At 76.3% G+C, this 19,799-nt stretch carries 15 protein-coding genes; 9 read left to right on the top strand and 6 right to left on the bottom strand.

Annotated features, from left to right (window positions below; translation table 11 throughout):
* Positions 1-87 precede the first annotated feature (87 nt).
* Positions 88-1,083, top strand: a complete 996-nt coding sequence (locus tag VSR01_RS34135) for a L,D-transpeptidase (protein WP_326452848.1) — start codon at positions 88-90, stop codon at positions 1,081-1,083.
* Here the strand turns inward: VSR01_RS34135 and VSR01_RS34130 are convergent.
* Positions 1,064-2,209: a PP2C family protein-serine/threonine phosphatase gene (locus tag VSR01_RS34130; protein WP_326452847.1), complete on the bottom strand. Its 1,146-nt coding sequence runs from the start codon at positions 2,207-2,209 to the stop codon at positions 1,064-1,066. The two genes, VSR01_RS34135 and VSR01_RS34130, sit on opposite strands and share 20 nt — an antisense overlap.
* Before the next feature lie 173 nt (positions 2,210-2,382).
* Between VSR01_RS34130 and VSR01_RS34125 the strand changes: the two genes are divergently transcribed.
* Entirely contained in the window at positions 2,383-3,615 is a 1,233-nt protein-coding gene (locus VSR01_RS34125; RefSeq protein WP_326452846.1) for a S8 family peptidase, read from the top strand.
* 267 nt (positions 3,616-3,882) lie between these two features.
* Here VSR01_RS34125 and VSR01_RS34120 read toward each other — a convergent pair whose 3' ends face one another.
* The 4 genes from VSR01_RS34120 to VSR01_RS34105 form a co-directional block, all read right to left on the bottom strand.
* Entirely contained in the window at positions 3,883-5,430 is a 1,548-nt protein-coding gene (locus tag VSR01_RS34120) for a PucR family transcriptional regulator (protein ID WP_326452845.1), read from the bottom strand.
* A 130-nt stretch (positions 5,431-5,560) separates the two neighbouring features.
* Positions 5,561-6,346: a carbohydrate ABC transporter permease gene (locus VSR01_RS34115; protein WP_326452844.1), complete on the bottom strand. Its 786-nt coding sequence runs from the start codon at positions 6,344-6,346 to the stop codon at positions 5,561-5,563.
* Positions 6,347-6,470: 124 nt separating this feature from the next.
* Positions 6,471-7,412, bottom strand: a complete 942-nt coding sequence (locus VSR01_RS34110) for a carbohydrate ABC transporter permease (protein WP_326452843.1) — start codon at positions 7,410-7,412, stop codon at positions 6,471-6,473.
* A 91-nt stretch (positions 7,413-7,503) separates the two neighbouring features.
* Positions 7,504-8,808, bottom strand: a complete 1,305-nt coding sequence (locus tag VSR01_RS34105; RefSeq protein WP_326452842.1) for an extracellular solute-binding protein — start codon at positions 8,806-8,808, stop codon at positions 7,504-7,506.
* Between the two features lie 337 nt (positions 8,809-9,145).
* Between VSR01_RS34105 and VSR01_RS34100 the strand changes: the two genes are divergently transcribed.
* The 3 genes from VSR01_RS34100 (at position 9,146) to VSR01_RS34090 (ending at position 14,158) form a co-directional block, all read left to right on the top strand.
* Complete coding sequence (locus VSR01_RS34100) at positions 9,146-11,149, top strand: glycoside hydrolase family 3 N-terminal domain-containing protein (protein ID WP_326452841.1); 2,004 nt, start codon at positions 9,146-9,148, stop codon at positions 11,147-11,149.
* Positions 11,146-12,426: an anhydro-N-acetylmuramic acid kinase gene (locus VSR01_RS34095; protein WP_326452840.1), complete on the top strand. Its 1,281-nt coding sequence runs from the start codon at positions 11,146-11,148 to the stop codon at positions 12,424-12,426. The genes VSR01_RS34100 and VSR01_RS34095 overlap by 4 nt, the downstream gene beginning before the upstream one ends.
* A gap of 373 nt (positions 12,427-12,799) precedes the next feature.
* Positions 12,800-14,158, top strand: coding sequence for a C39 family peptidase (locus VSR01_RS34090; RefSeq protein WP_326452839.1), 1,359 nt, complete (start codon positions 12,800-12,802; stop codon positions 14,156-14,158).
* Positions 14,159-14,343: 185 nt separating this feature from the next.
* Here the strand turns inward: VSR01_RS34090 and VSR01_RS34085 are convergent, their stop codons facing one another.
* Entirely contained in the window at positions 14,344-15,270 is a 927-nt protein-coding gene (locus VSR01_RS34085; RefSeq protein WP_326452838.1) for a helix-turn-helix domain-containing protein, read from the bottom strand.
* A gap of 106 nt (positions 15,271-15,376) precedes the next feature.
* Here VSR01_RS34085 and VSR01_RS34080 point away from each other — a divergent pair, with 106 nt between their 5' ends.
* The 4 genes from VSR01_RS34080 to VSR01_RS34065 all read left to right on the top strand — a co-directional run bounded on the left by VSR01_RS34080 (position 15,377) and on the right by VSR01_RS34065 (position 19,783).
* Complete coding sequence (locus tag VSR01_RS34080) at positions 15,377-16,318, top strand: MurR/RpiR family transcriptional regulator (RefSeq protein ID WP_326452837.1); 942 nt, start codon at positions 15,377-15,379, stop codon at positions 16,316-16,318.
* Positions 16,319-16,707: 389 nt separating this feature from the next.
* The gene (locus VSR01_RS34075; protein ID WP_326452836.1) at positions 16,708-17,565 is read left to right on the top strand and encodes a hypothetical protein; all 858 of its coding nucleotides are present in this window, start codon (positions 16,708-16,710) and stop codon (positions 17,563-17,565) included.
* Positions 17,566-17,702: 137 nt separating this feature from the next.
* Positions 17,703-19,388 (top strand): PP2C family protein-serine/threonine phosphatase, encoded by a 1,686-nt coding sequence (locus VSR01_RS34070; RefSeq protein ID WP_326452835.1) that lies wholly within the window; start codon positions 17,703-17,705, stop codon positions 19,386-19,388.
* Positions 19,325-19,783: an ATP-binding protein gene (locus VSR01_RS34065; RefSeq protein ID WP_326452834.1), complete on the top strand. Its 459-nt coding sequence runs from the start codon at positions 19,325-19,327 to the stop codon at positions 19,781-19,783. Before VSR01_RS34070 ends, VSR01_RS34065 begins: the two co-directional genes overlap by 64 nt.
* The last annotated feature ends 16 nt before the right edge of the window (positions 19,784-19,799 follow it).

Below are 19,799 nucleotides of genomic sequence, written 5' to 3'. Positions count from 1 at the left end.
GGCTGCCGCCGACCGCGCGTCTGCGACAGTAGGAAGATCTGACGTCGGGGTAGTTGAAGAAGTGACGGTGTGAGCGGGAGTGCGGGCATGAGGCGGGTCAGGAACGGCATAGGAATCGCACTGGTGACCGGTGCGCTGCTGGCGGGCGCCACGGCGTGCGGTGGCGGCGGCAGTTCCGCGGCCGACGGACCGGGCGCCGGCGGCACGACGGCGACGGCCACGGCGAAGCCCTCGGCGACCGCGAAGCCGACGCCGAGCAAGCCCGCGCCGCCGCCGATGCTGCTCGACACCATCACGCCGCAGACCGGCACCACGGTGGGCGTGGCGATGCCGGTGTCGGTGGTGTTCTCCGACCCGGTGGCGGTCTCGGCCCGGGCCGGCATCGAGAAGGCCATCAAGATCACCACGTCGGTGCCGACCACCGGCGCCTGGCACTGGTTCAGCGACCGCCGGGTGGACTTCCGCCCGCAGTCGTACTGGAAGCCGGGCACCCAGGTGACGGTCGACGCGAAGATGACGCACGTGCCCAACGGCAACGGCCGCTACGGCGTGCACGACTACCACCACTCGTTCACCGTCGGCGCGGACGACGAGGCGCTGGTGTCGGTCACCCAGCACACCATGAAGGTCACCCACAACGGCACGGTGGTCAAGACGCTGGCCATCGACGCCGGCAGCCCGGACTGGCCGTCCTGGGACGGCACCATGGCGGTCATCGACAAGCAGCCGAAGGTCCGGATGACCTCGTGCAGCGTCGGCATCAGCTGCGACAAGAGCAGCCCGGACTACTACGACCTGACGCTGCCGTGGGACGTGCACCTGACCACCTCGGGCACCTACATCCACTACTCGACCGGTGACCCGCAGCCGGGCCACGGCTACGGCTCGCACGGCTGCGTGCACCTGTCGCTGGCGGACGCGAAGTGGTTCTACAACTGGGCCAAGCAGGGCGACCCGGTGACGATCACCGGGTCGCCGCGCGGCAAGGCAGAGGGCAGCAACGGCTACGCGGACTACAACCTGTCCTGGTCGCAGTGGCTGAAGGACAGCGGCGCCGGGCAGTTCACGACCTCGGCGGCGTGACCTCGACGTCCGCCCCGCCCGCGGTCTCCTCCTCGCCGTCCGCGCGGCGGACGGCGAGGACGGCGATGTCGTCGTCCAGCCCGCCGCCGCTGTAGCGGCGCAGCGCGCGGTGCAGGCCGTCCAGCAGGGCGCGCGGGTCGCGCGGCGCCTGGGCGCGCAGCCAGTCCAGCAGCGGGAAGAAGCGGCCGGCGCGGTCGCGGGTCTCGCTGACCCCGTCGGTGTAGAACAGCAGCCGGTCGCCGGGGCCGAGCGTGACGCCGCCGATCCGGTACTCGCCGCCGAGCAGCTCGCGCATGTTCAGCGGCGGTGAGGCGCCGGGCGGCTCGACGAACCTGACCCGGCCGTCGCGGGGGGCCAGGACCGGCGGCGGGTGGCCGCAGTTGAGCAGGTCGACGCGGGCGCCGTCGTGCGGGATCTGCGCCAGCACGGCGGTGGCGAAGCGCTCGTCGCCGTCCGCGGACGGCACCAGCGCGTCGTAGCGGGCCATCCCGGCGTCCAGCCGGTGGGCCACCCGGGCGAGGTCCGGCTCCTCGAACGCGGCGTCGCGGAAGGTGCTGGTCACCGCGCCGGCCACGCCCACCGCGGACAGCCCCTTGCCGCGGACGTCCCCGATCACCAGCCGGACGCCGTACGGGGTGTCCACGATGTCGTAGAAGTCGCCGCCGACCCGGGCCTCCTCGGCCGCCGCGAGATACATCGTCTGGACGTGCACCGGGCCGATCCGGTCGGGCAGCGGGCGCATCACCACCGTCTGCGCGGCGTCGGCGACCGAGCGGACCTGGCGCAGCGTCCGCTCGCGGGCCAGCCGTACGTGGCTGGTGTACGCGGCCGCGGCGGTGACCGCCCCTCCGGCGGCGGCGGTGAACCACGCCGACGGGTCGTCGTAGAGGGCCTCGACCAGCACCACGAGGGCGGTGGTGCCCAGGCCGAGTCCCAGCGTCGCGCCCACCGACCACATGGACGCGGCCAGTGCGGGCGCGACCGGCAGCAGCCTGCTGACCGTGACGTTCTTCGGCGTGGTCAGGGCGATCGCGCCGATCACCAGCGCCAGCAGCAGCGGCGAGAGCCGGGCGACGTCCCGCTGCCTGTCCTGCGGCCGCCCGCCGACCCGCCTGCTCGCGATCATGGGCCGAGGGTAACCCGGGGACCCCCGGCCGCCGATCGGCTGACGTGCCGGGGGCGCGCGGCGTGTCCCGATCGGCGGACCGCCCGGCGAGCGGACGGTGAGGGGTATCTCCCACGTCGGCGCGTCGTCCTGGCGTGGGCCGTCGCCCTCCCCTCACGACCACGGAGTCCGCCATGCGCAAGCTCGTCCGCGGCCTGACCGCCGCGGCCCTCCTGCTCGCCCCCCTGACCGCCGTCCCGGGCGCGTCGGCCGCGTCGCCGTCGCCGCGCGCGGGCCTGGCCCCGCTGTACCGCTCGGACCGCGCGGTGCCGGGGCAGTACATCGTCACGCTGGACAAGACCCTGGACCCGGCGCAGTTCGCCGGGAAGGTCGGCGTGTCGCCGCTGTTCTCCTACGGCAGGGTGCTGCGCGGGTTCGCCACCGCGCTCAGCGCGGCCCAGCTGGACACCGTCCGCCGCACCCCGGGGGTCGCCGCGGTCGAGGAGAACGCGGCGGTCGGCGCGTCCTGGACGGCGGGGGCGCGGCCGGCGCCTCGGCCGGCCGACGCGGGCCCGCGTCCGGTACGTCCCGGGCAGGACCGGGCGGTAGCCGCGTCCTGGGGCCTGGACCGGATCGACCAGCACAATCTGCCGCTCGACCACCAGTTCAGCACGGCGGGCGACGGCGCGGGGGCGACCGCGTACATCCTGGACACCGGCATCGACTACGGGCACAGCGAGTTCGGCGGGCGCGCGGTGCCCGGCTTCGACGCGATCGGCGACGGGCGCGGCGGGCGCGACTGCGACGGCCACGGCACCCATGTGGCCGGTACGGTCGGCGGCGCGACGTACGGCGTGGCGCACGCGGCCCGGCTGGTGAGCGTGCGCGTCCTGGACTGCCAGGGGCGCGGCACGATCGCCGGGATCATCGCCGGCTTCGACTGGGTGGCGCGCAACGCGCAGCAGCCGGCGGTGGCCAACGCGTCGCTCGGCGGGTCCTACTCCCCCGCGCTCAACCAGGCGGCGGACGCGCTGTCCGACGCGGGGGTGCTGCCGGTGGTCGCGGCCGGCAACGACGCGCAGGACGCGTGCAGGGTCTCTCCGGCGAGCGCGGACCGGGTGCTGACCGTCGGGGCGACGGACACCGGCGACCACGAGACGTCCTTCAGCAACTACGGGCGCTGCCTGTCGCTCTTCGCGCCCGGACAGGACATCGTCTCCGCGAAGCTGGGCGGCGGCAGCGTGACGATGAGCGGTACGTCGATGGCCAGCCCGCACGCGGCGGGCGTCGCGCTGCTCTACAAGGCCGCCCACCCGGGCGCGGACGCCGCGGCCGTCGCGGCGTGGGTCGACGCCGCGACGACCAAGGACGTCCTCTCCGTGGACCAGAGCTCCCCCAACCGCCTCCTGTTCACCGACGGCCTCTGAGCCCGACGTGACGCTGGGCGTCAGGCCATGGGGGCGCGGGGAACCGCGCGGCCGGCCGTCTGCGGCCCGCAGGTCGGCACCGGCCCGGAGGGGCGGATCGGTCCGATCCGGACCACCGGCCGTGGAGGGCTGGTGGGGGTACCTCCCGGACGGAGTCTGGGGGAGCCGTTCCCCGCGCCCTTCGGGGGAGCCCCGGCGCGCAGGCGCGGCGCCCGATGCCAAAGGGCGCGGCGCCGGGCGCCAGAGGGGGCAGCGCCCGGCGCCCGGTCAGCCGGGGGAAGGGGGAGGCGGGCGGTCGGAGACCGCCGCGGACGCGGATTCGCGCGCCCGCAGCGCCAGCCAGAGGTCGACGCGGTCCTCGGCGCGGTCCATCGTGCGGCCGGTGAGCCGCCCGATCCGCTGGACCCGGCTCTGCACGGTGTGCCGGTGCACCCCGAGCAGCGCCGCCGCCTCCGCCCAGGACCCGTTCGTCTCCAGCCACACCCGCAGCGTCTCGGTGAGCGCGCCGGTCCCGTCGTCCGCGGCGTCGAGCGGCGCCAGCACCGTATCGGCGAAGCCGGCCAGCAGCGCCGGGCTGCCGAGGTGCAGCAGCAGGCGGACCGAGCCCGCCTCGGTCGCGGTGACCGGCCGCCCCAGCTCCCGGCTGGTCGGCAGCAGCGCCCGCGCCTGCCGCAGCGACAGCGCCGCGTACTGCGGCCCGACCGCCGGACCGATGCCGGCCGGGCGGCCGGGCGCGAACCGGGCCAGCACACCGGCCACGTCCACCTCGTCGCCGACCAGCAGCTCCGCGTTCGCCCCGGTGACGCGGACCAGCCCGCCGGGCACGGCCATCGCGAGGTCCGCGGCCAGCTCCGCGCGCTCCTCGGGCCGTTCGGCGTCCGCGGCGACGGCCAGCGCGCGGACCGACGCGGCCGGCACGCCCGCCGAGGCGAGCAGCGACCGGGCCTGGGCGGCCGGCAGGTCGGGCGAGAGCAGCCGGTCCAGCAGGTGGGCGCGGCGGCGGCGCTGCGGCTCGTCGGCGAGGTGCCTGCGCTCCAGTTCGACCGAGAGCAGCGAGACCAGGACGCTGCCGAGCAGCCGGCTCTCCGCGCTGCCCGCGCCGAGCAGCAGCAGGAAGCCGCGCAGCCGGGCGCCGCCCAGCGGCTGCACCTGGAGACGGCCCGAGGGCAGGTCGCCGTCGGCGCTGCCGCGCAGTCCGCGCAGCGCGACCACGTCGAGGATCTCGGCGGCCTCGGCGAGCGCCGCGGAGCCGTCGGCCCCGGCAGCGCCGAGCAGTCGGCCGAGCACGTCGCAGACCACGACGCCGCCGCCGGTGGCGTCGTGCCAGGCCCGCAGCAGCGCGTCGAGGCCGCCGCCGGACGCGGTGACCGCGGTCAGCTGCCGCTGGGTGCGCAAAGTGCGCTCCAGCAGCCGCCGCTCCTCGGCGGCGCGGGCGCCGAACACCGCCTTGGTCACGGCGACGAAGGGCGTGCGCTCGGGCGCGGTCAGCAGCGGCAGCCCGAGGCGTTCGGCCGCCGCGGCGAGCGCGGGCGGCGGCTGCTGGAGCGGAAGCCCGGCGCCGATGCCGAGGACCAGCGCCGCCGCGCCGCCGCGGGCGACGTCCTCGGCGTAGCCGGCGTACGCCTCGTCCGCGCCCTGCCCGGCCAGCAGCAGCCCGGTGGTCATGACGACCTCGCCGCCCTCCAGCCAGGCGGCCGGCGCGAGCATCTCCGAGGCGTGCGCGGCCTCCACCACCGCGCCCAGGCCCGCCCGCCCGGCCACCAGCCCCAGCCGGAGCGAGGGGATCGCGAGAAGATCGCGGACGGTCAGCGGCATGCGCGCATGCTGCACCAATTCCCGGGCGCTGTCGACGCCCGGCCGGGCGCCGCGGGAGCCGCCGGCGCGAGGGCCCAGCCGCTCCGCGAGGCCCAGCCGCCCCGCGAGGGCTCAGCCGTCCCGCGAGGGCTCAGCCCTTGACCGCTCCCGCCGTCAGCCCCGCCGCCAGGTGGCGCTGCACGAGCATGAAGAACACCACCACCGGCACCGACACGATCACCGAACCGGCCATCAGCGCCCCGTAGTCGGTGCCCTCGCTGGTGACGAAGTGGGTGAGCCACAGCGGCACGGTGTACTTGCTCGGGGTGGCGAGGATGAAGTACGCGAAGAGGTACTCGTTCCACGCCAGGATCATCGAGTAGACGGAGGTCGCGATGAGGCCGGGCAGCGTCAGCGGCAGGATGATCCGGCGGAAGGCGCCCATCCTGGTGCAGCCGTCGGTCATCGCCGCCTCCTCCAGCTCCTGCGGCACCGACGCGACGAAACCGCGCAGGGTCCACACCGCGAAGGGCAGGATGAAGGCCATGTAGGTGACGACCAGTCCGGGCACCGAGTCGGTCAGCCCGACGTCGCTGAGGGTGAGGAAGACCGGCACCACGAGCGCGACGTGCGGCACCATCTGCACCAGCATCACCGCCGCCAGGTACGCACCGCGGCCGCGGAACCGGAAGCGGGCGATGGCCAGCGCCGACCCGAAGGCGACCAGCACCGCGACGGGCACGGTGATCCCGGTGACCAGGGCGCTGTTGCGGACCGCGTCCCAGAACAGCGGGTCGTCCACCACCTTGCGGAAGTGCATGAGGGTGGGGGCGTGCGGCCACAGCTGGGGCGGGTCGGCGGCCATCGCCGCGGTGGACTTGAAGGCGGTGGTGGCCATCCAGTAGACGGGGAAGATCCACACCAGGATGACCAGCACGCCCAGCACGGTCCAGCCGCCGGTCGCCGCGGACTTGGCGCGGCCCGCCGCGGAGGCGCCCCGACTCGTCCCGGCGGCCCCCGCGCCGGCCCGGGCGCACGGCCCGTACGGGTGCTGCGGATCGTCACGACACCTCTCCGATCTTCGCGATCTGCCGCAGGTAGACGATCATCACGCCGAGCAGCGCGACGACGGTGAGCACGGCGGTGGCCGAGGCGAGGCCGTAGTCGTGCCCGGCGTACGCCTTGACGTAGGCGTAGATGCCGAGGGTGTAGTAGTCGGAGGCGGGGGCGCCGTTGCGCAGGATCCAGATCTGGTTGAAGACCTGGAAGTCCCAGATGACCGAGAGCGTGGTCAGCATCGTCAGCAGCGGGCGCAGCACCGGCACGGTGATGTGCCGGAAGACGCCCCAGGCGCCGGCGCCGTCCATCCGGGCCGCCTCGACGAGTTCGCCGGGGATCTGCGTCAGCCCGGCGTAGAGGGTGACGGCGATCAGCGGGACCGCGCCCCAGACCACGACGGCGGTGGCGACGGCCAGGCCCTGGGCGGCGTCGGTGTACCAGTTGTGCGGCTGGGCGCCGATCGCCCAGTTGACGACGCCGGAGTTGTACTCGGTCATCCACCGGAAGATCTCGGTGGAGATGAAGGTGGGCACCGACCAGGCCATGACGAGCGCGAAGGTCATGCCGCGCCGGCACCACGCGGGCACCCGGCGCATCAGCAGGGCGATGCCGAAGCCGAGGCCCATGGAGAGCCCCACCATGGCGGCGGTGAGCGAGACGGTGCGCACCAGCACCGTCCAGAACTGGGAATCACCCAGCAGGGCGCGGTAGTTGTCGGCGCCGACGAAGGACGGCGAGCCCGAGGCGCTGAAGATCTGCGCGACGCCCCACTTCTGGGTGGACAGGATCACCACCTTCACCAGCGGGTACGCCAGCACGCCGAGCAGCACCAGCAGCGAGGGCGCGATCAGCAGGTACGGGGTGGGGTCCTTGCGGCGGCGGGCCGGCGGCGCCTGCGCGTCGGCGGCCGGCCCGGAACTGCGCGGCGGGGCGATGGTCGTCATGCGGGGTCCGTCCGTGCGAAGGGGCGCGGGTGCGCGAGGGCGGGCGGGCGACGCCCCCGCGGCCGGGGCGCGGGGGCGGGAACGCCCGGGATCAGGAGGCGTTGAGGGTCTCCTCCATCTGCTTGCCGTACGTGGCGGTCGCGGCCTCGACGCTCAGCTTTCCGGTGGCGATGTCGGCGAGCATCTGCTTGAGGGTGAGGTTCTTCTCGACCTGCGCCCAGTTCTTGGCCGCCGGCACGCTCCAGCTGTCCTCCAGCCCGACGAAGTCGCCGGCCCGCTCGGGGTCGGAGGAGGTCAGGTCGAGGGTGTTGGCGAGGAAGCCGCCGGCCAGGAACTCCTTCTCCCGCGCGGTGGAGGTGAAGTCGCGGATCCACTCCTCGGCCATCGCCTGGTGCTTGCCCTTGGCGGTCACCGCGAGCACCGAACCGCCCATGTACGGCGGGGCGTAGGAGCCGGGCTTGGTCGGCGAGGGCATCGGGAAGGACCCGACCTTGCCCTTGAGCTTGGGGTCGCCCTTGTCCTGGCTGTAGACCTGCACCAGCTGGCCGTTGGTGGAGAAGCTCATCGCGGCCTTGCCCGCGACCAGCGCGGGCACCGCGCCGAGGTCGTCGCCGGTGCGGTCGCCGCGCATGCCGGCGTCCATCAGCGACTTCCAGTTCTTCAGACCCTGCACGTCGGCGGGCGAGGACAGTTGGGACTTCCACCTGCCGTCGGCGCCCTGGGTGGCGATCTGCCCGCCGTTGTCGAAGACGAACGGCAGCGCTCCGTAGGGGTGTTGACCGGGCAGGAAGAAGGCCGAGAAGCCCTTGTCGCTTCTGTGCTTCGCCATCAGCGTGGCCACGTCGACCTTGAGTTCGGCCCAGGTCGCGGGGACCTTGGTGATGCCGGCGGCAGCGAACAGGTCCTTGCGGTAGACCACCGCGCGGGTGCCGCCGTAGTAGGGGACGCAGTACAGCTTGCCGTCGTGGGTGCAGGCGTCCAGCAGGCCCTTCTGCCACGTGGTGTTGCCGTCGAAGGTCGTGCGTTTCGCGGTCAGGTCGGTGAACGCGCCGGCCTGCACGTACTGCGCGGTCTCGCTGTTGCCGAGTTCGATGACGTCGGGCTCCTTGTCCGCCTGCGCGGACGCGTCGAACTTGGTGAGGTGGTCGGTCCACGCCTGGTACTGCACCGACACCTTGACCTTCGGGTACTTCTTGTTGAAGTCGGCGGTGGCCGCCGCGACCGACGTGGGCCACAGCGTCTGCGCGTCCACCTGGAGCCAGACGGTGAGGGTGCCGGACGCGGACGGGCCGGGGTCCTTGGCCGAGCTCTTGTCCCCGCCGCCGGAGCCGCAGGCGGCGGCGCCGGCGGACAGCAGCGCGGTGAGGGCGGCGAGGGTACGGAGGTGGCGTCGCATGTGCGGGGTACCTGCTCTCTGTGCGAAGGCGTCTCGGGTGAGGTCCAGGGATGCGGGTGCGCCCGGAGTGCCGGCGGATGCGCGGGATGACGCAGGCTGGCAGGCGTGCGGGGCTGACGGCAATCGCGCCGGGATAAGTTCACTGGCACTGAACAGGCCGACCTGAGCTGGGCGTTCGGGCCTCGCTGCGGCGGTACGCCGCCGGGCTCACGAGCGGTGTCACGGCCGCGCGTCCGCTTGGCGGGCGCGGGGCGCGGCGGGTACGGTGCGGCGCGCCCGGCGGGGTCGGGCTCCCGGGACGACCGGCCAGGAGACCCGCAGGAGACCAGGAGGACGAGTGCCGCAGGAGCTGCGCCGGCAGGCGCTGACCGTGATCCAGCCCGCGTTCCGGGGCACGGCGCCGCCGGACTGGCTGCGGCGGCTGATCGGCGAAGGGCTGGGCGGCGTCTGCCTGTTCGCCCGCAACACGCCCGACGCCGTGACGGCCGCCGCCGTCACCGGGGCGCTGCGCGCGGAGAACCCGGACGTCCTGGTGGCGGCGGACGAGGAGGGCGGCGCGGTGACCCGGCTGGAGTCCGCGCACGGCAGCAGCTGGCCGGGCAACGCGGCGCTCGGCCGGGTCGGCGACCCCGCGCTGACCGGCGCGGTCGCGGCCGAGATGGGCGCGTTCCTGGCCGCGGCGGGCATCCGCCTGGCGTACGCGCCGACCGCCGACGTCACCTCGGACCCGCGCAACCCGGTGATCGGGGTGCGGTCGTTCGGTACCGACGCGGCCGATGTCGCCGCGCACACCGCCGCGTTCGTCGCCGGGCTGCAGTCCGCGGGGGTCGCGGCCTGCGCCAAGCACTTCCCGGGCCACGGCGACACCTCCGTGGACTCCCACCACGCGCTGCCGGTGCTAAACGTCGACGAAGCGACGCTGGAGGGACGGGAGTTGGCGCCGTTCCGGGCGGCGATCGCGGCAAGGGTGCGGACCGTGATGGCCGGCCACCTGCTGGTGCCGAGCCTGGACCCGGACCGGCCCGCGAGTCTCAGCGCCGTGTTGCTCACCCTGCTGCGCCGACGGCTCGGTTTCGGCGGCGCGATCGTAACCGACGCGCTGGAGATGGAGGCGGTGGCCGCGGGCCGTACGCTGCCGGAGCTGGCGGTACGCGCGCTGGCGGCCGGCGCCGATCTGCTCTGCCTGGGCGCGCGCGCCACCGAGGAGGCCACGGTGCGCGCGGTGGCCGACGCGGTGGTGGCGGCGGTGCGGTCCGGCGAGCTGCCGGCCGAGCGCCTGGCCGAGGCGGCGGACCGCGTCGCGGGGATCGCGCTGCCGGGGCCGGCGCCCGAGGACGCCGCGACGGGGGCCGCGGCGTCAGGCTCCGCGTCGGGCTCCGCCTCGTCGGGCGCCGCGTCAGGCTCCGCGGCGTCGGGCGGCGCCTCGGCCGCCCGGCCGGGGCGGAGCGCGTACGCCGCGCTGGGCGCCCTGGCGGCCGGGCGCGCGCTCGAACTGCGCGGCGAGGCCCCGCGGTTCGACGTGCCGCCGGTGGTGGCGACGTTCGAGACGGCGCGGACGGTGGCGGTGGGCCGTGTCACGCCGTGGGGCATCGCCGACCTGCTGGCCGAGCGGCTGCCCGGCACGGTGCTGCGCACGGTGACGCCGGAGACCGCCGACCCGTCCGCCCTCGCCGAGATCGCCGCGGACCACGAGCGCCCCCTCGTGCTGGTGGTACGCGACGCGGCGCGCCACGCCTGGATCACCGCGGCCCTCGCCCGCCTCCTGTCCGCTCGCCCGGACGCGGGCGTGGTCGACATGGGCCTCCCCGCGCCGGACGCCCGGCCACTCCCGCCGCAGCCGCGGCCGGCCGGCGCCACCTACCCCGGCCGGCGGACGCCGCACCGGCGCCGGCGGCCGCGGCGCACTCCCCCGCGACGGGACGCCCGGGCGCCTGGCACCTCGCCACCTACGGCCCCTCCCTGGCCTCGGCCCGCGCGGCGGTCGACCTCCTCCTCGCCCCGCGCTGACCCGTGCCCGACCGGCGGGACGAGCGACGCGACCGACCCGATCAGGGCGGCTGCGGGCCACGTGGGTGCTTCGACGCGTCGAGTGCGGCCGGCGCGCCCACGCGCACGCGCCGGAGGCGTTGGTGCACCAGGGGTGAACACGGCCGCGCGTGATCGCTTTCGGCGTGCGGTCGCCCTACCGTCGTCGTCCGTGCCGCCCGCGCCGCGCCGTTCGGGCCGCCCTCGGCCGAACCGCTTCCCGCCGTTCGGCGCGCCCGCGGCGCACGGACGGCGGTCGGACGGCGGTCGGGCGGTCGGGCAGTCGGACGGTCGGGCGGGAGAGGAGCGCCGGTGAGGGTGCTGGGAATGATCAGCGGGACGTCCCACGACGCGATCGACACCGCCGTGGTGGACATCTCCTGCCGGGACGGCGTGCTGGAGATCGCGGTGGCGGCGACCGGCGCGACGCCGTACCCGGCCGCGCTGCGCGAGGAGTTGGTGTCGGCGCTGCCGCCGGGCCGGGTCGGCATGGAGGAGGTCTGCCGGCTGGACACCGGCATCGGGCATGCCTTCGCGGACGCCGCCGCCGACGCCGTGGCCGCGGCCGGCCCGGTGGACCTGGTGTGCTCGCACGGCCAGACCGTCTTCCACTGGACGCGCGGCGGCGAGGTGCTGGGCACGCTGCAACTCGGCCAGCCCGCCTGGATCGCCGAGCGCCTCGGAGTCCCGGTCGTCGCCGATCTGCGCCCGCGCGACGTCGCCGCGGGCGGCCAGGGCGCGCCCCTGGTGTCGTACCTGGACGTGCTGCTGCTCACCGGGCTGCCCGACCGCACCGGCGCGCTCAACCTCGGCGGGATCGCCAACCTGACCGTCGGCGGCGGCGAGCCCCTCGCGTACGACACCGGTCCGGCGAGCGCGCTGCTCGACGCGGCGGTGCGCACGGCCACCGGCCGCCCGTACGACGAGGACGGAGCGCTCGCCGCGGCCGGGACCGTGCACGAGGGCCTGCTCGCCGACCTGCTCGCGGAGCCGTACTACCGGCGGCCGGCGCCGAAGACCACTGGCAAGGAGCTGTTCCACGGCGGCTACACCCACCGTTTCCTGGCGGGGCGTCCGGGCCTGGCGCTGCCCGACCTCCTGCGCACGCTGACCGCGCTCACCGCGCGGACCGTCGCGGACGCGGTGCGCGCGCACCGCCTGGACGCGCTGCTGGTGTCCGGCGGCGGCACGCGCAACCCGGTGCTGATGCGGGAGGTGGCGGCGGAACTGCCCGGCGTCCGGGTGCGGCCCACCGACGCGGTCGGGCTGCCGGCGGACGCGAAGGAGGCGGTGGCGTTCGCGGTGCTCGGCTGGCACACCGCGCACGGCCTGCCGGCGACGCTGCCCTCGTGCACGGGCGCGCGCGGGCCCCGGGTGCTGGGCGCGCTGGTGCCCGGCGGACCCGGCCCCCTCCTGCCCCGCGACACGCCCTCCGTCACCGCCGTCCCGCACGCCCTGCGCATCCGCACGGCGGCGGGCGACGGGGCCGGGACGCCGACGGACCCGTGGGAGTCTCCCCTGCTCAGGCCGGGTACGGTGGCCCCCGGCGGGGATCGACGGGAGCGGCGGGCGCAGCGTGACAGGCAACCATGAGCGGCCCTCCGCCGGACCGCGCAGCGGCACGCTCCCCAGCGGCCCGGCGGAGCCCGGCGGCGATCCGGCGACGGGTGTCCCCTCGGCAGAGCCCGGCGGCCCGGCCGCGCGCGGCGGCGGCCAAGCAGCCGCCACGACCTCGGCGAAGACCGGCAGTAGCTCCACGGCACCCCGCGGCGCCGCGGGGTCCAGCACCGGCCCGGCGGCCGACATCCGCTCGGCCGGAACCGGCACCGGCCCGGCCGCGCGCGGCGGCGATCCGGCGGCGCCGGACGGGCGTCCGGGGCGGCGTGCTGCCGGGGGCTCGGGAGCGTCCGGGAGCGCCCGCGCGGCGTACGCCGATCGTCCGGCGGGGCCCGGCCGCGTTCCCGCCGTGTCGGCGCACGAGCCGGCGGCAGCGCCCGGCGGCCGTCGCCCCGCCGCTGCCGCGGCCCCAGCCGCGGCGACCGCGTCGGCCGCGCTCGCCGCGCTCGAACGCTGGGACAGCGCCGCGGACTTCGCGCGCGGGCGCGCGCAGGGCGTGGTGTGGCGGGACGGAGCGCTGCGGCCGGCGGGCGCTGCGGCGGGGCGGGAGGAGTACGCGGACCCGTTCGGGCACGGCTGCGCGTCGTGGGAGTACGGCCGCTGGACCTCGCCGTGGGTCGCGCCGCCCTTCACCGCGACCGATGTGGTGCCGTCGTGGAGCGCCGACGCCCCGGACGGCGCGCGGTTGACGGTGCGGCTCCAGGTGCGCGACCCGGCGGGCGCGCTCTCGCCGTGGTACGTGCTCGCGCACTGGTGCGCGGGCGACGCGCTGGTGCACCGCGCGACCGTTCCGGGCCAGGGTGACGCGCACGCCCGGGTGGACGTCGACACGGTCACCGCCGGGCCGGCCGGGATCGCGGCGTACCGCCTCGCCGTGGACCTCGCCGCGGCGGTCCGCGGCGGCGCGCCCGTCGCGCTGGCCGGCCTGTACGCGGCGGCCTCCCGCGCGGCGGTCCCCGGCGCGCGGGGCGACGGTCGCGCGGACTGGCGTACGGGCGGGGGCACGGCCTCGCCGGCCGGCATCCGAACGGGGCCCGACCGCCGGACGGACGCGGCGGACGCGGCGGACGGGCGGGCCGCCTGGGGCGTGGTGCTCGACGTGCCAGGGCGGTCGCAGGGCGCGCACACCGGCCACTGCCCGCAGTGGGACGGCGGCGGCGAGGCGTGGGCGGGGCCGGCGTGCACCGCGATGCTGGTGGAGTTCTTCGGGCGCGGCCCCGACGCCGCGGACCTGGCCTGGCTGGACCCCGAGGACCCGGCGCCGCAGGTCGACTTCGCCGCCCGTCAGGTCTACGACCACGCCTACAAGGGCTGCGGCAACTGGGCCTTCAACGCCGCCTATCCGGCGCGTTACGGGTTGCGCGGCATGGTGGTGCGGCTGCTGTCGCTGGCCGACCTGGAACGCTTCGTGGCCGCCGGCGTGCCGGTGGCGACCTCGCTGGCGCTGCGCAGCACCGAGTTGTCGGGGCCGGGCCGCTCGTACACCACGGCCGGGAACATCGTGGTGGTGTGCGGCTTCACGGCGGCCGGTGACGTGGTGGTCAACGACCCGCTGGCCGCGGATGACCACGAGGTTCGCCGGGTCTACCCGCGGACCGCCTTCGCGCGCGTGTGGCTCTCCGGCAGCGGCGCGGGAGCGGCGTACCTCGTCCACCCGCCCGGCCTCGCGCTCCCCCCGCACCCGGCGGACGGCCCCCCGCGCTGGTAGCGCGACGCGCGTCCGCTCCCCGGGGGCGGCCTCCGCGTCGGCGTGCCGGCTGGACGTTCTGTCGACCCGTGAAGCCGCGGCACCGACACCACGTCCATCGCCCGGCCGGGCGCGTGTGCGTACGGTGAGGGGCCATGACGACGTGTCCCTGCCACGAGGGCCGGTGCGGCGGGCCGGCGGCGCGGTCAGGCGACCGGCGGCCCCGCGACCTGGAGCAGGAAGCGGGTCCCGGCGGCGAGCGCGGTGAGCCGGTGCGCCAGAGCGCTGTCGTAGTGCAGCGAGTCGCCGGCCGCGAGCGCGAACCGCTCGCCGTCGACCTCGGCGCGCAGCCGGCCGGCCAGCACGTGGCACAGCTCCTCGCCGGGGTGGCTGGTGGCCAGGGCGTGGTGCGCGGCGGTCCCCTCGACCAGCACGGTCTCGAAGCGCCGCGCGCCGGGCGCGGTGAGCGGGTACGTCCGGCCCTCCCCGGCCGCCCAGCGGCCGCAGTCGCGGGCCGGGCGGTAGGTCGTGCCGAGCGCGAGGGCGGCCGGCGCGCGGCCGGCGCCGCCCCCGCCCGCGGGTCCGGGCCCGGCGAGCAGCACCGACAGGGGGGTCTCCACCGCCTCGGCCAGCCGGTGCAGCGACTCCAGCGTCGGGTTGGCGCGGCCGGCCTCGACCTGGCTGAGGAAGCTCTTGGACAGGCCGGTCCTGCCGCTCACCGCGTCCAGCGTGAGGCCGAGCCTGCGGCGCGACATCCGCAGTCTGCGACCCAGGCGCATCGCGGACACGCTGCTGCCGGGCCGGGCGGTCCGCCGCGCCTCCCCGCCCTGGGCGGGCACCCGCGCCGTGCCGGCCCCGCCCGCGCGGGAGACGTCGGCGCGGGCCGCGTCCGCGCGGTGGGCCGTCTCTGTTGCGTCCGCGGCATCCGTGTCGTCGGCCGCTGCCCGGGGCCGGGGCCGCACACCGGGCGCCGCGACCCGCGCTCGCGCACCGGACGCCTCGACTCGCGCTCGCGCACCGGACGCCTCGACTCGCGCTCGCGCGCCGGACGCGCCGGCCGCTCCGGCGTCCGTGCCCGCGCCGCCCTCGTCCCGGCCGCCGCCTGCCGCCGACCCGTCACCGCGATACGTCACGGCCGCCTCCCCGTCGTCGTCCCACGCCGCGTCCCGGGCGGGCGCGCCGTGAACATCAGTGATTACCACGGTTTGTGGCGCTATGGCAGGGGGCAGGATCGCGGTCGTGACCGAACGGCCCGCGGGGGTGCGCGGGCCGTCGACCGCCGCCGCATCTGCCGGGAGTGCTGACGTGTGCAGCCACGCCTCGTCCTGGTCGGACCCGCTGACGATGCTCGCCGACGCCGCGCGCGATCTCGGTCCGGGCGAGCAGGCCCTGTGCGAGGTGCTGTCCGCCGGCTATCCGCACGCCGTGCTGCAGCGGCACGACGTGCTGCTCGAACGCAGCGGCGCCACCCGGCGCGAGCTGCACCGGCTGCTGACCGCGGCGGGCTTCCGCGACCTGGCCGAGCTGCAGGCGCGGGTCGCCGACAAGCTCGACGGCGAACTGCGCAGCCCCGCGGCCCGGTTCGAGGCACGGCTGAACCCGGCGGCGCGGGCCGGGCTGCTGCCGCGGATGACGGTGCTGGAGTCGGACAACGTGGCGACCACGCTCAGCGAGCTGGACGACAGCGGCGCGCTCGCCGCCGCCGCGGACGCGCTGCTGGCCGCCCGCCGCCGCTGGGTCACCGGCGCGCAGCGCAGCCACGCCTTCGCATACCTGCTGGCCAGCGATCTGTCCGCGGTGCTCGGCCAGGTCGCGGTGGTCGGCGGTCCGGCGGCGCACGAGGTGGAGGCGCTGATCGACGCGGGCCCGCAGGACGTGCTGGTCGCCTTCGCGCTGCGCCGCTACCACGTGGGGACGCTGCGGCTGGCCGAGGCGTTCTCGGCGTCCGGCGCGACGGTCGTCGCGGTGACCGACGACCCGGCGGGCCCGCTGGCCGCGCACGCCGACGTGTGTCTGACCGCGGCCACGGCGAGCGCGTCGTACGCCGATTCGCCCACCGCGGTGGCCGCCGTCGCCCACGCCCTGGCCACACTGACCGCCGCCCGTTCCAAGGCGTCGGCCCGCCGCCTGTCCCGCCGCGAGCAGGCAGTGCGCCTGCTGTCCCCCTACAGCGAGGACTGACTCCCGGGAGCCCCGCGCCGCGCCGGGCGCGTCCGACGCCCCGCGCGGCGCCCCGCGCCCGGCGATCGCGTCGAAGGGCCGGGGCAGCGATCCCAGGCGCACCCCGGCCCCGTCTGTGGGGACCCGCGCGGCCCGGCTGCGGGTGAACCGGACGCGCGATCCTGACAACGTTGCCAAGACTCTGTCGCGGCGGCGTTCCTGTCAAGGCCGGTCCGTTGGCCGACCTCCTCGCGCGGACGCAAGCCGCGAAGGGGCTGATGTTCAGGCCGAGTTGGCCGATGCCCTGTGGTGCGGGCGGGGCGTGCGGGGCTACGGTTCTTGCCGCCCGGGGCCGCCGTACCCGACCGGCGTGCCCGCCCGTCGCCCGCTGGTTCCTCTTGGGGGTTCCGTTGACCGCGCCCGCATCCGCACGCACGACCCGCCGCCGCGCCGCCACCGCGCTGATCGCCGCCACCGCGCTCGCCGCGGTGGGCGCCTCCACCGCCCACGCCGACTCCCCGGGCGGCTGGCGGGCCACCGGCAGCACCACCGTCAACTCGCTGACCGGCGGCGAGGGCATCGCCTCGCGCGCCGACGGCTCGCTGCTCACCCGGGGCCTCGGTTCGATCCCGCTGGGGCTGCGGATCGCCGGCTGGAACCACGTCGGCGACCCGGACATCGTGAACGGCTACGTCTACGACGCGTACCAGGGCGGCGACTCGGCCACGTCCAAGATGTTCGAGGTCACCACCCCGTCGGGCCAGACGTACGACTACACCCACCCGCTCGACGCCGGCGAACTGCTGAACAACTCCTTCGCCGCCGTCTCGCCGGACGCGCAGTGGCTGGTCGAGGGCGAGTGGGGCACGGTCGGGCGGCTCCAGGTGTTCCCGGCGCCGCTGACCAACGCGTCGACGCCGGCCACCGGCGGGACGCTGCCGCAGGCCGGGCAGATCACCCTGGACCGGCAGGTCACCGACGTGCAGGGCTGCGACTTCGTCTCCGCCACCCGCCTGGTGTGCGCGTCGGACGACGCCGCCAAGGACGTGATCCAGGTGGACCTGCCGCACGCGCTGGACGGCACCGCCGTCACCGGCCAGGTCAGCACGCTCTTCCAGGTACCGCAGAGCAGCATCTGCTCGGGCTCGTTCGAGACCGAGGGCGTGGACTACGACGTGAACGCGTCCACCCTGCGCGTGGAGATCGTGTCACCGGGCGTCTGCGAGGTCGCCACGACGGTGTACTCCTACCGGCCGACCACCGGCTGACCGCCCGTCCCCGGGCCGGGCCCCGCCCCGCCGCCCCACCGTACGGCCCCCCGCCGCCGTCCTCCGAGTGCGAGGGCGGCTCGCCCGTCGGAGCATGGGAGGCGGAAGGGGACCACACCTGGGCGAGAGGGCGCCGGATGGGCGAGGGAGCGGAGGGTCCGGCGCCGGGCGGCAAGGCGTCGGACACCGCGGAGCTGCGGCAGATCGACGCGCTGAACCGCATCGATCCGCGGCCCGATCCGTCCGCGCCCGGGGACGCCGCCTCCCGTGCGGACGCGCGCGAGGAGGCGGACGCCCGCGCGGACGCGCGCGAGGAGGACGCGCCCGCTCGGGACGCCCCGGAGGAGGACCGGGACCGGGACGACGCCGCCGACGCCGCCGCCGATGTCACCGCCGACGTCACCGCGGATGTCCCGCCCCGGGACGACGCGGCCGGCGACCGCGCGGAAGCGATGCCGCCCCGACGCCGCGACGCACTGATGCTGGAGACCGGGCACGAACTGGCCGTCGCGGAGACCCTCGCCGGCGCGCTGCGGACCGTCGCCCGCATGGGGTCGCCCGGCTTCCCGGTGGACGGACTGGTGGTCTTCGGCGTGACGGGCAAGTTCCTCAACGTCGTCGGCCAGCGCGACTACCGCCGCGCGATGCACGAGGACGTCTTCCGTATGACGCTGACCACGCGGTTCCCGGCCACCGACGTGGTCAGGACCGGCCGGTCGGTGTACCTGTCCTCCCCGCGGGAGTACGCCGAGCGGTACCCGGCGACCTGGCCGCTGGCCGCCCGGCACGGCCGCGAGTCCTGGGCGTTCGTGCCGCTGGTGGTGGCCGGGCGGCTCACCGGGGTGTGCCTGGTGGCCTTCGCCGCGCCGATGGCGTTCACCGCGGACGAGCGCGGGCTGCTCGGCCTGATCGCGCGGCTGGTGGCGCAGGCCCTGGAGCGCACCCGGACCAGCTCGGCGGAGCTGGCCCTCTCCCGCGGGCTGCGGCGCAGCATGGGCGCGACCGCCCCGGCCTCGCCGGGCCTCACCGTCGCGACGCGCTACGTGCCGACCGGCGGCGGCCAGGTGGTCGGCGGCGACTGGTACGACGTGATCAACCTGCCCAACGGCCGCGTCGCGCTGGTCATCGGCGACGTGGAGGGCCACGACGTGCACGCCGCCGGGCTGATGGCGCGGCTGCGCACGGCGGTGCACGCGTACGCGGCCGAGGGGCACGGCCCGGACGCCGTGCTGACCCGCACCTCCCGCTTCCTGACCGCGCTGGACCAGGACAGGTACGCGACCTGCCTGTACGTCGAGGCCGAGCCGGACACCGGACTGCTGCACATGGCCAGGGCCGGCCACCCGCACCCGGTGCTGCGGCTGCCGGACGGCACCTGCATGATCAAGCACGTCAGGGGCGGGCTGCCGCTCGGGCTGATGCCGGACGACCACGACTACCCGGTCACCGATCTGCGGCTCCAGCCCGGCGAGATCATGATGCTGTGCACCGACGGCCTGATCGAGACCGGCGGCCACGACATGTTCAGCGGCTGGGTGCGGGTGCGCGACGCGATGGCGCCGGGTCCGGCCGAGGACCTGGAGGGCATGGCCGAGCGGCTGATCCGCGCGGTGCACAGCCCGATGGAGCAGTACGAGCAGGACGACGCGCCGACCGCCGGGCGCCCCGCGGTGCCGGAGGAGCTGTACGGGCCGCGGGGCCGCGCCCGGGCGGAGGCCGGGGCCGGCTGGCGCCGCGCAACGAGGACGACATCGCGCTGTTGCTGCTGCGCCGGGACAGCCCGGTGCGGCGGGTCGCCGTGCCCGAGCGGCGGCTGCTGCTGACCGTGGGCCAGGAGGAGGCCGAGGGCCTGGCGGAGGCGCGGACCGAGCTGCGGTCGCTGCTGCACGACTGGCGGCAGGAGGACCAGGTGGACACCGCCGTGCTGCTGGCGTCCGAGCTGGTCGGCAACGTCCTGGTGCACACCGACCAGCAGGCCGCGCTGACCGCGACGATCACCGGCGACCCGGGCAGCCGCCGGCTGCGGGTGGAGGTCACCGACCGCGGCGACGAGCTGCCGCACCAGCGCGCGCCCGGCGAGCTGGCGTCGTCCGGCCGCGGGCTGATGATGCTGGACCTCCTGGCCCTGGAGTGGAGCGTGCGCCCGGAGTCCGAGGGCAAGACGGTGTGGTTCTGCCTCGACGAGGACCAGCCGCCGCCGGCGCCGCCCGGCCTGTGAGTCCGGCGGTGGGCCC

Source organism: Actinacidiphila sp. DG2A-62, assembly GCF_035825295.1.
In the GTDB taxonomy this organism is placed as follows: domain Bacteria; phylum Actinomycetota; class Actinomycetes; order Streptomycetales; family Streptomycetaceae; genus Actinacidiphila.
The sequence above is the reverse complement of the archived record's forward strand: the minus strand, read 5'-3'. Positions and strand labels throughout refer to the sequence as shown.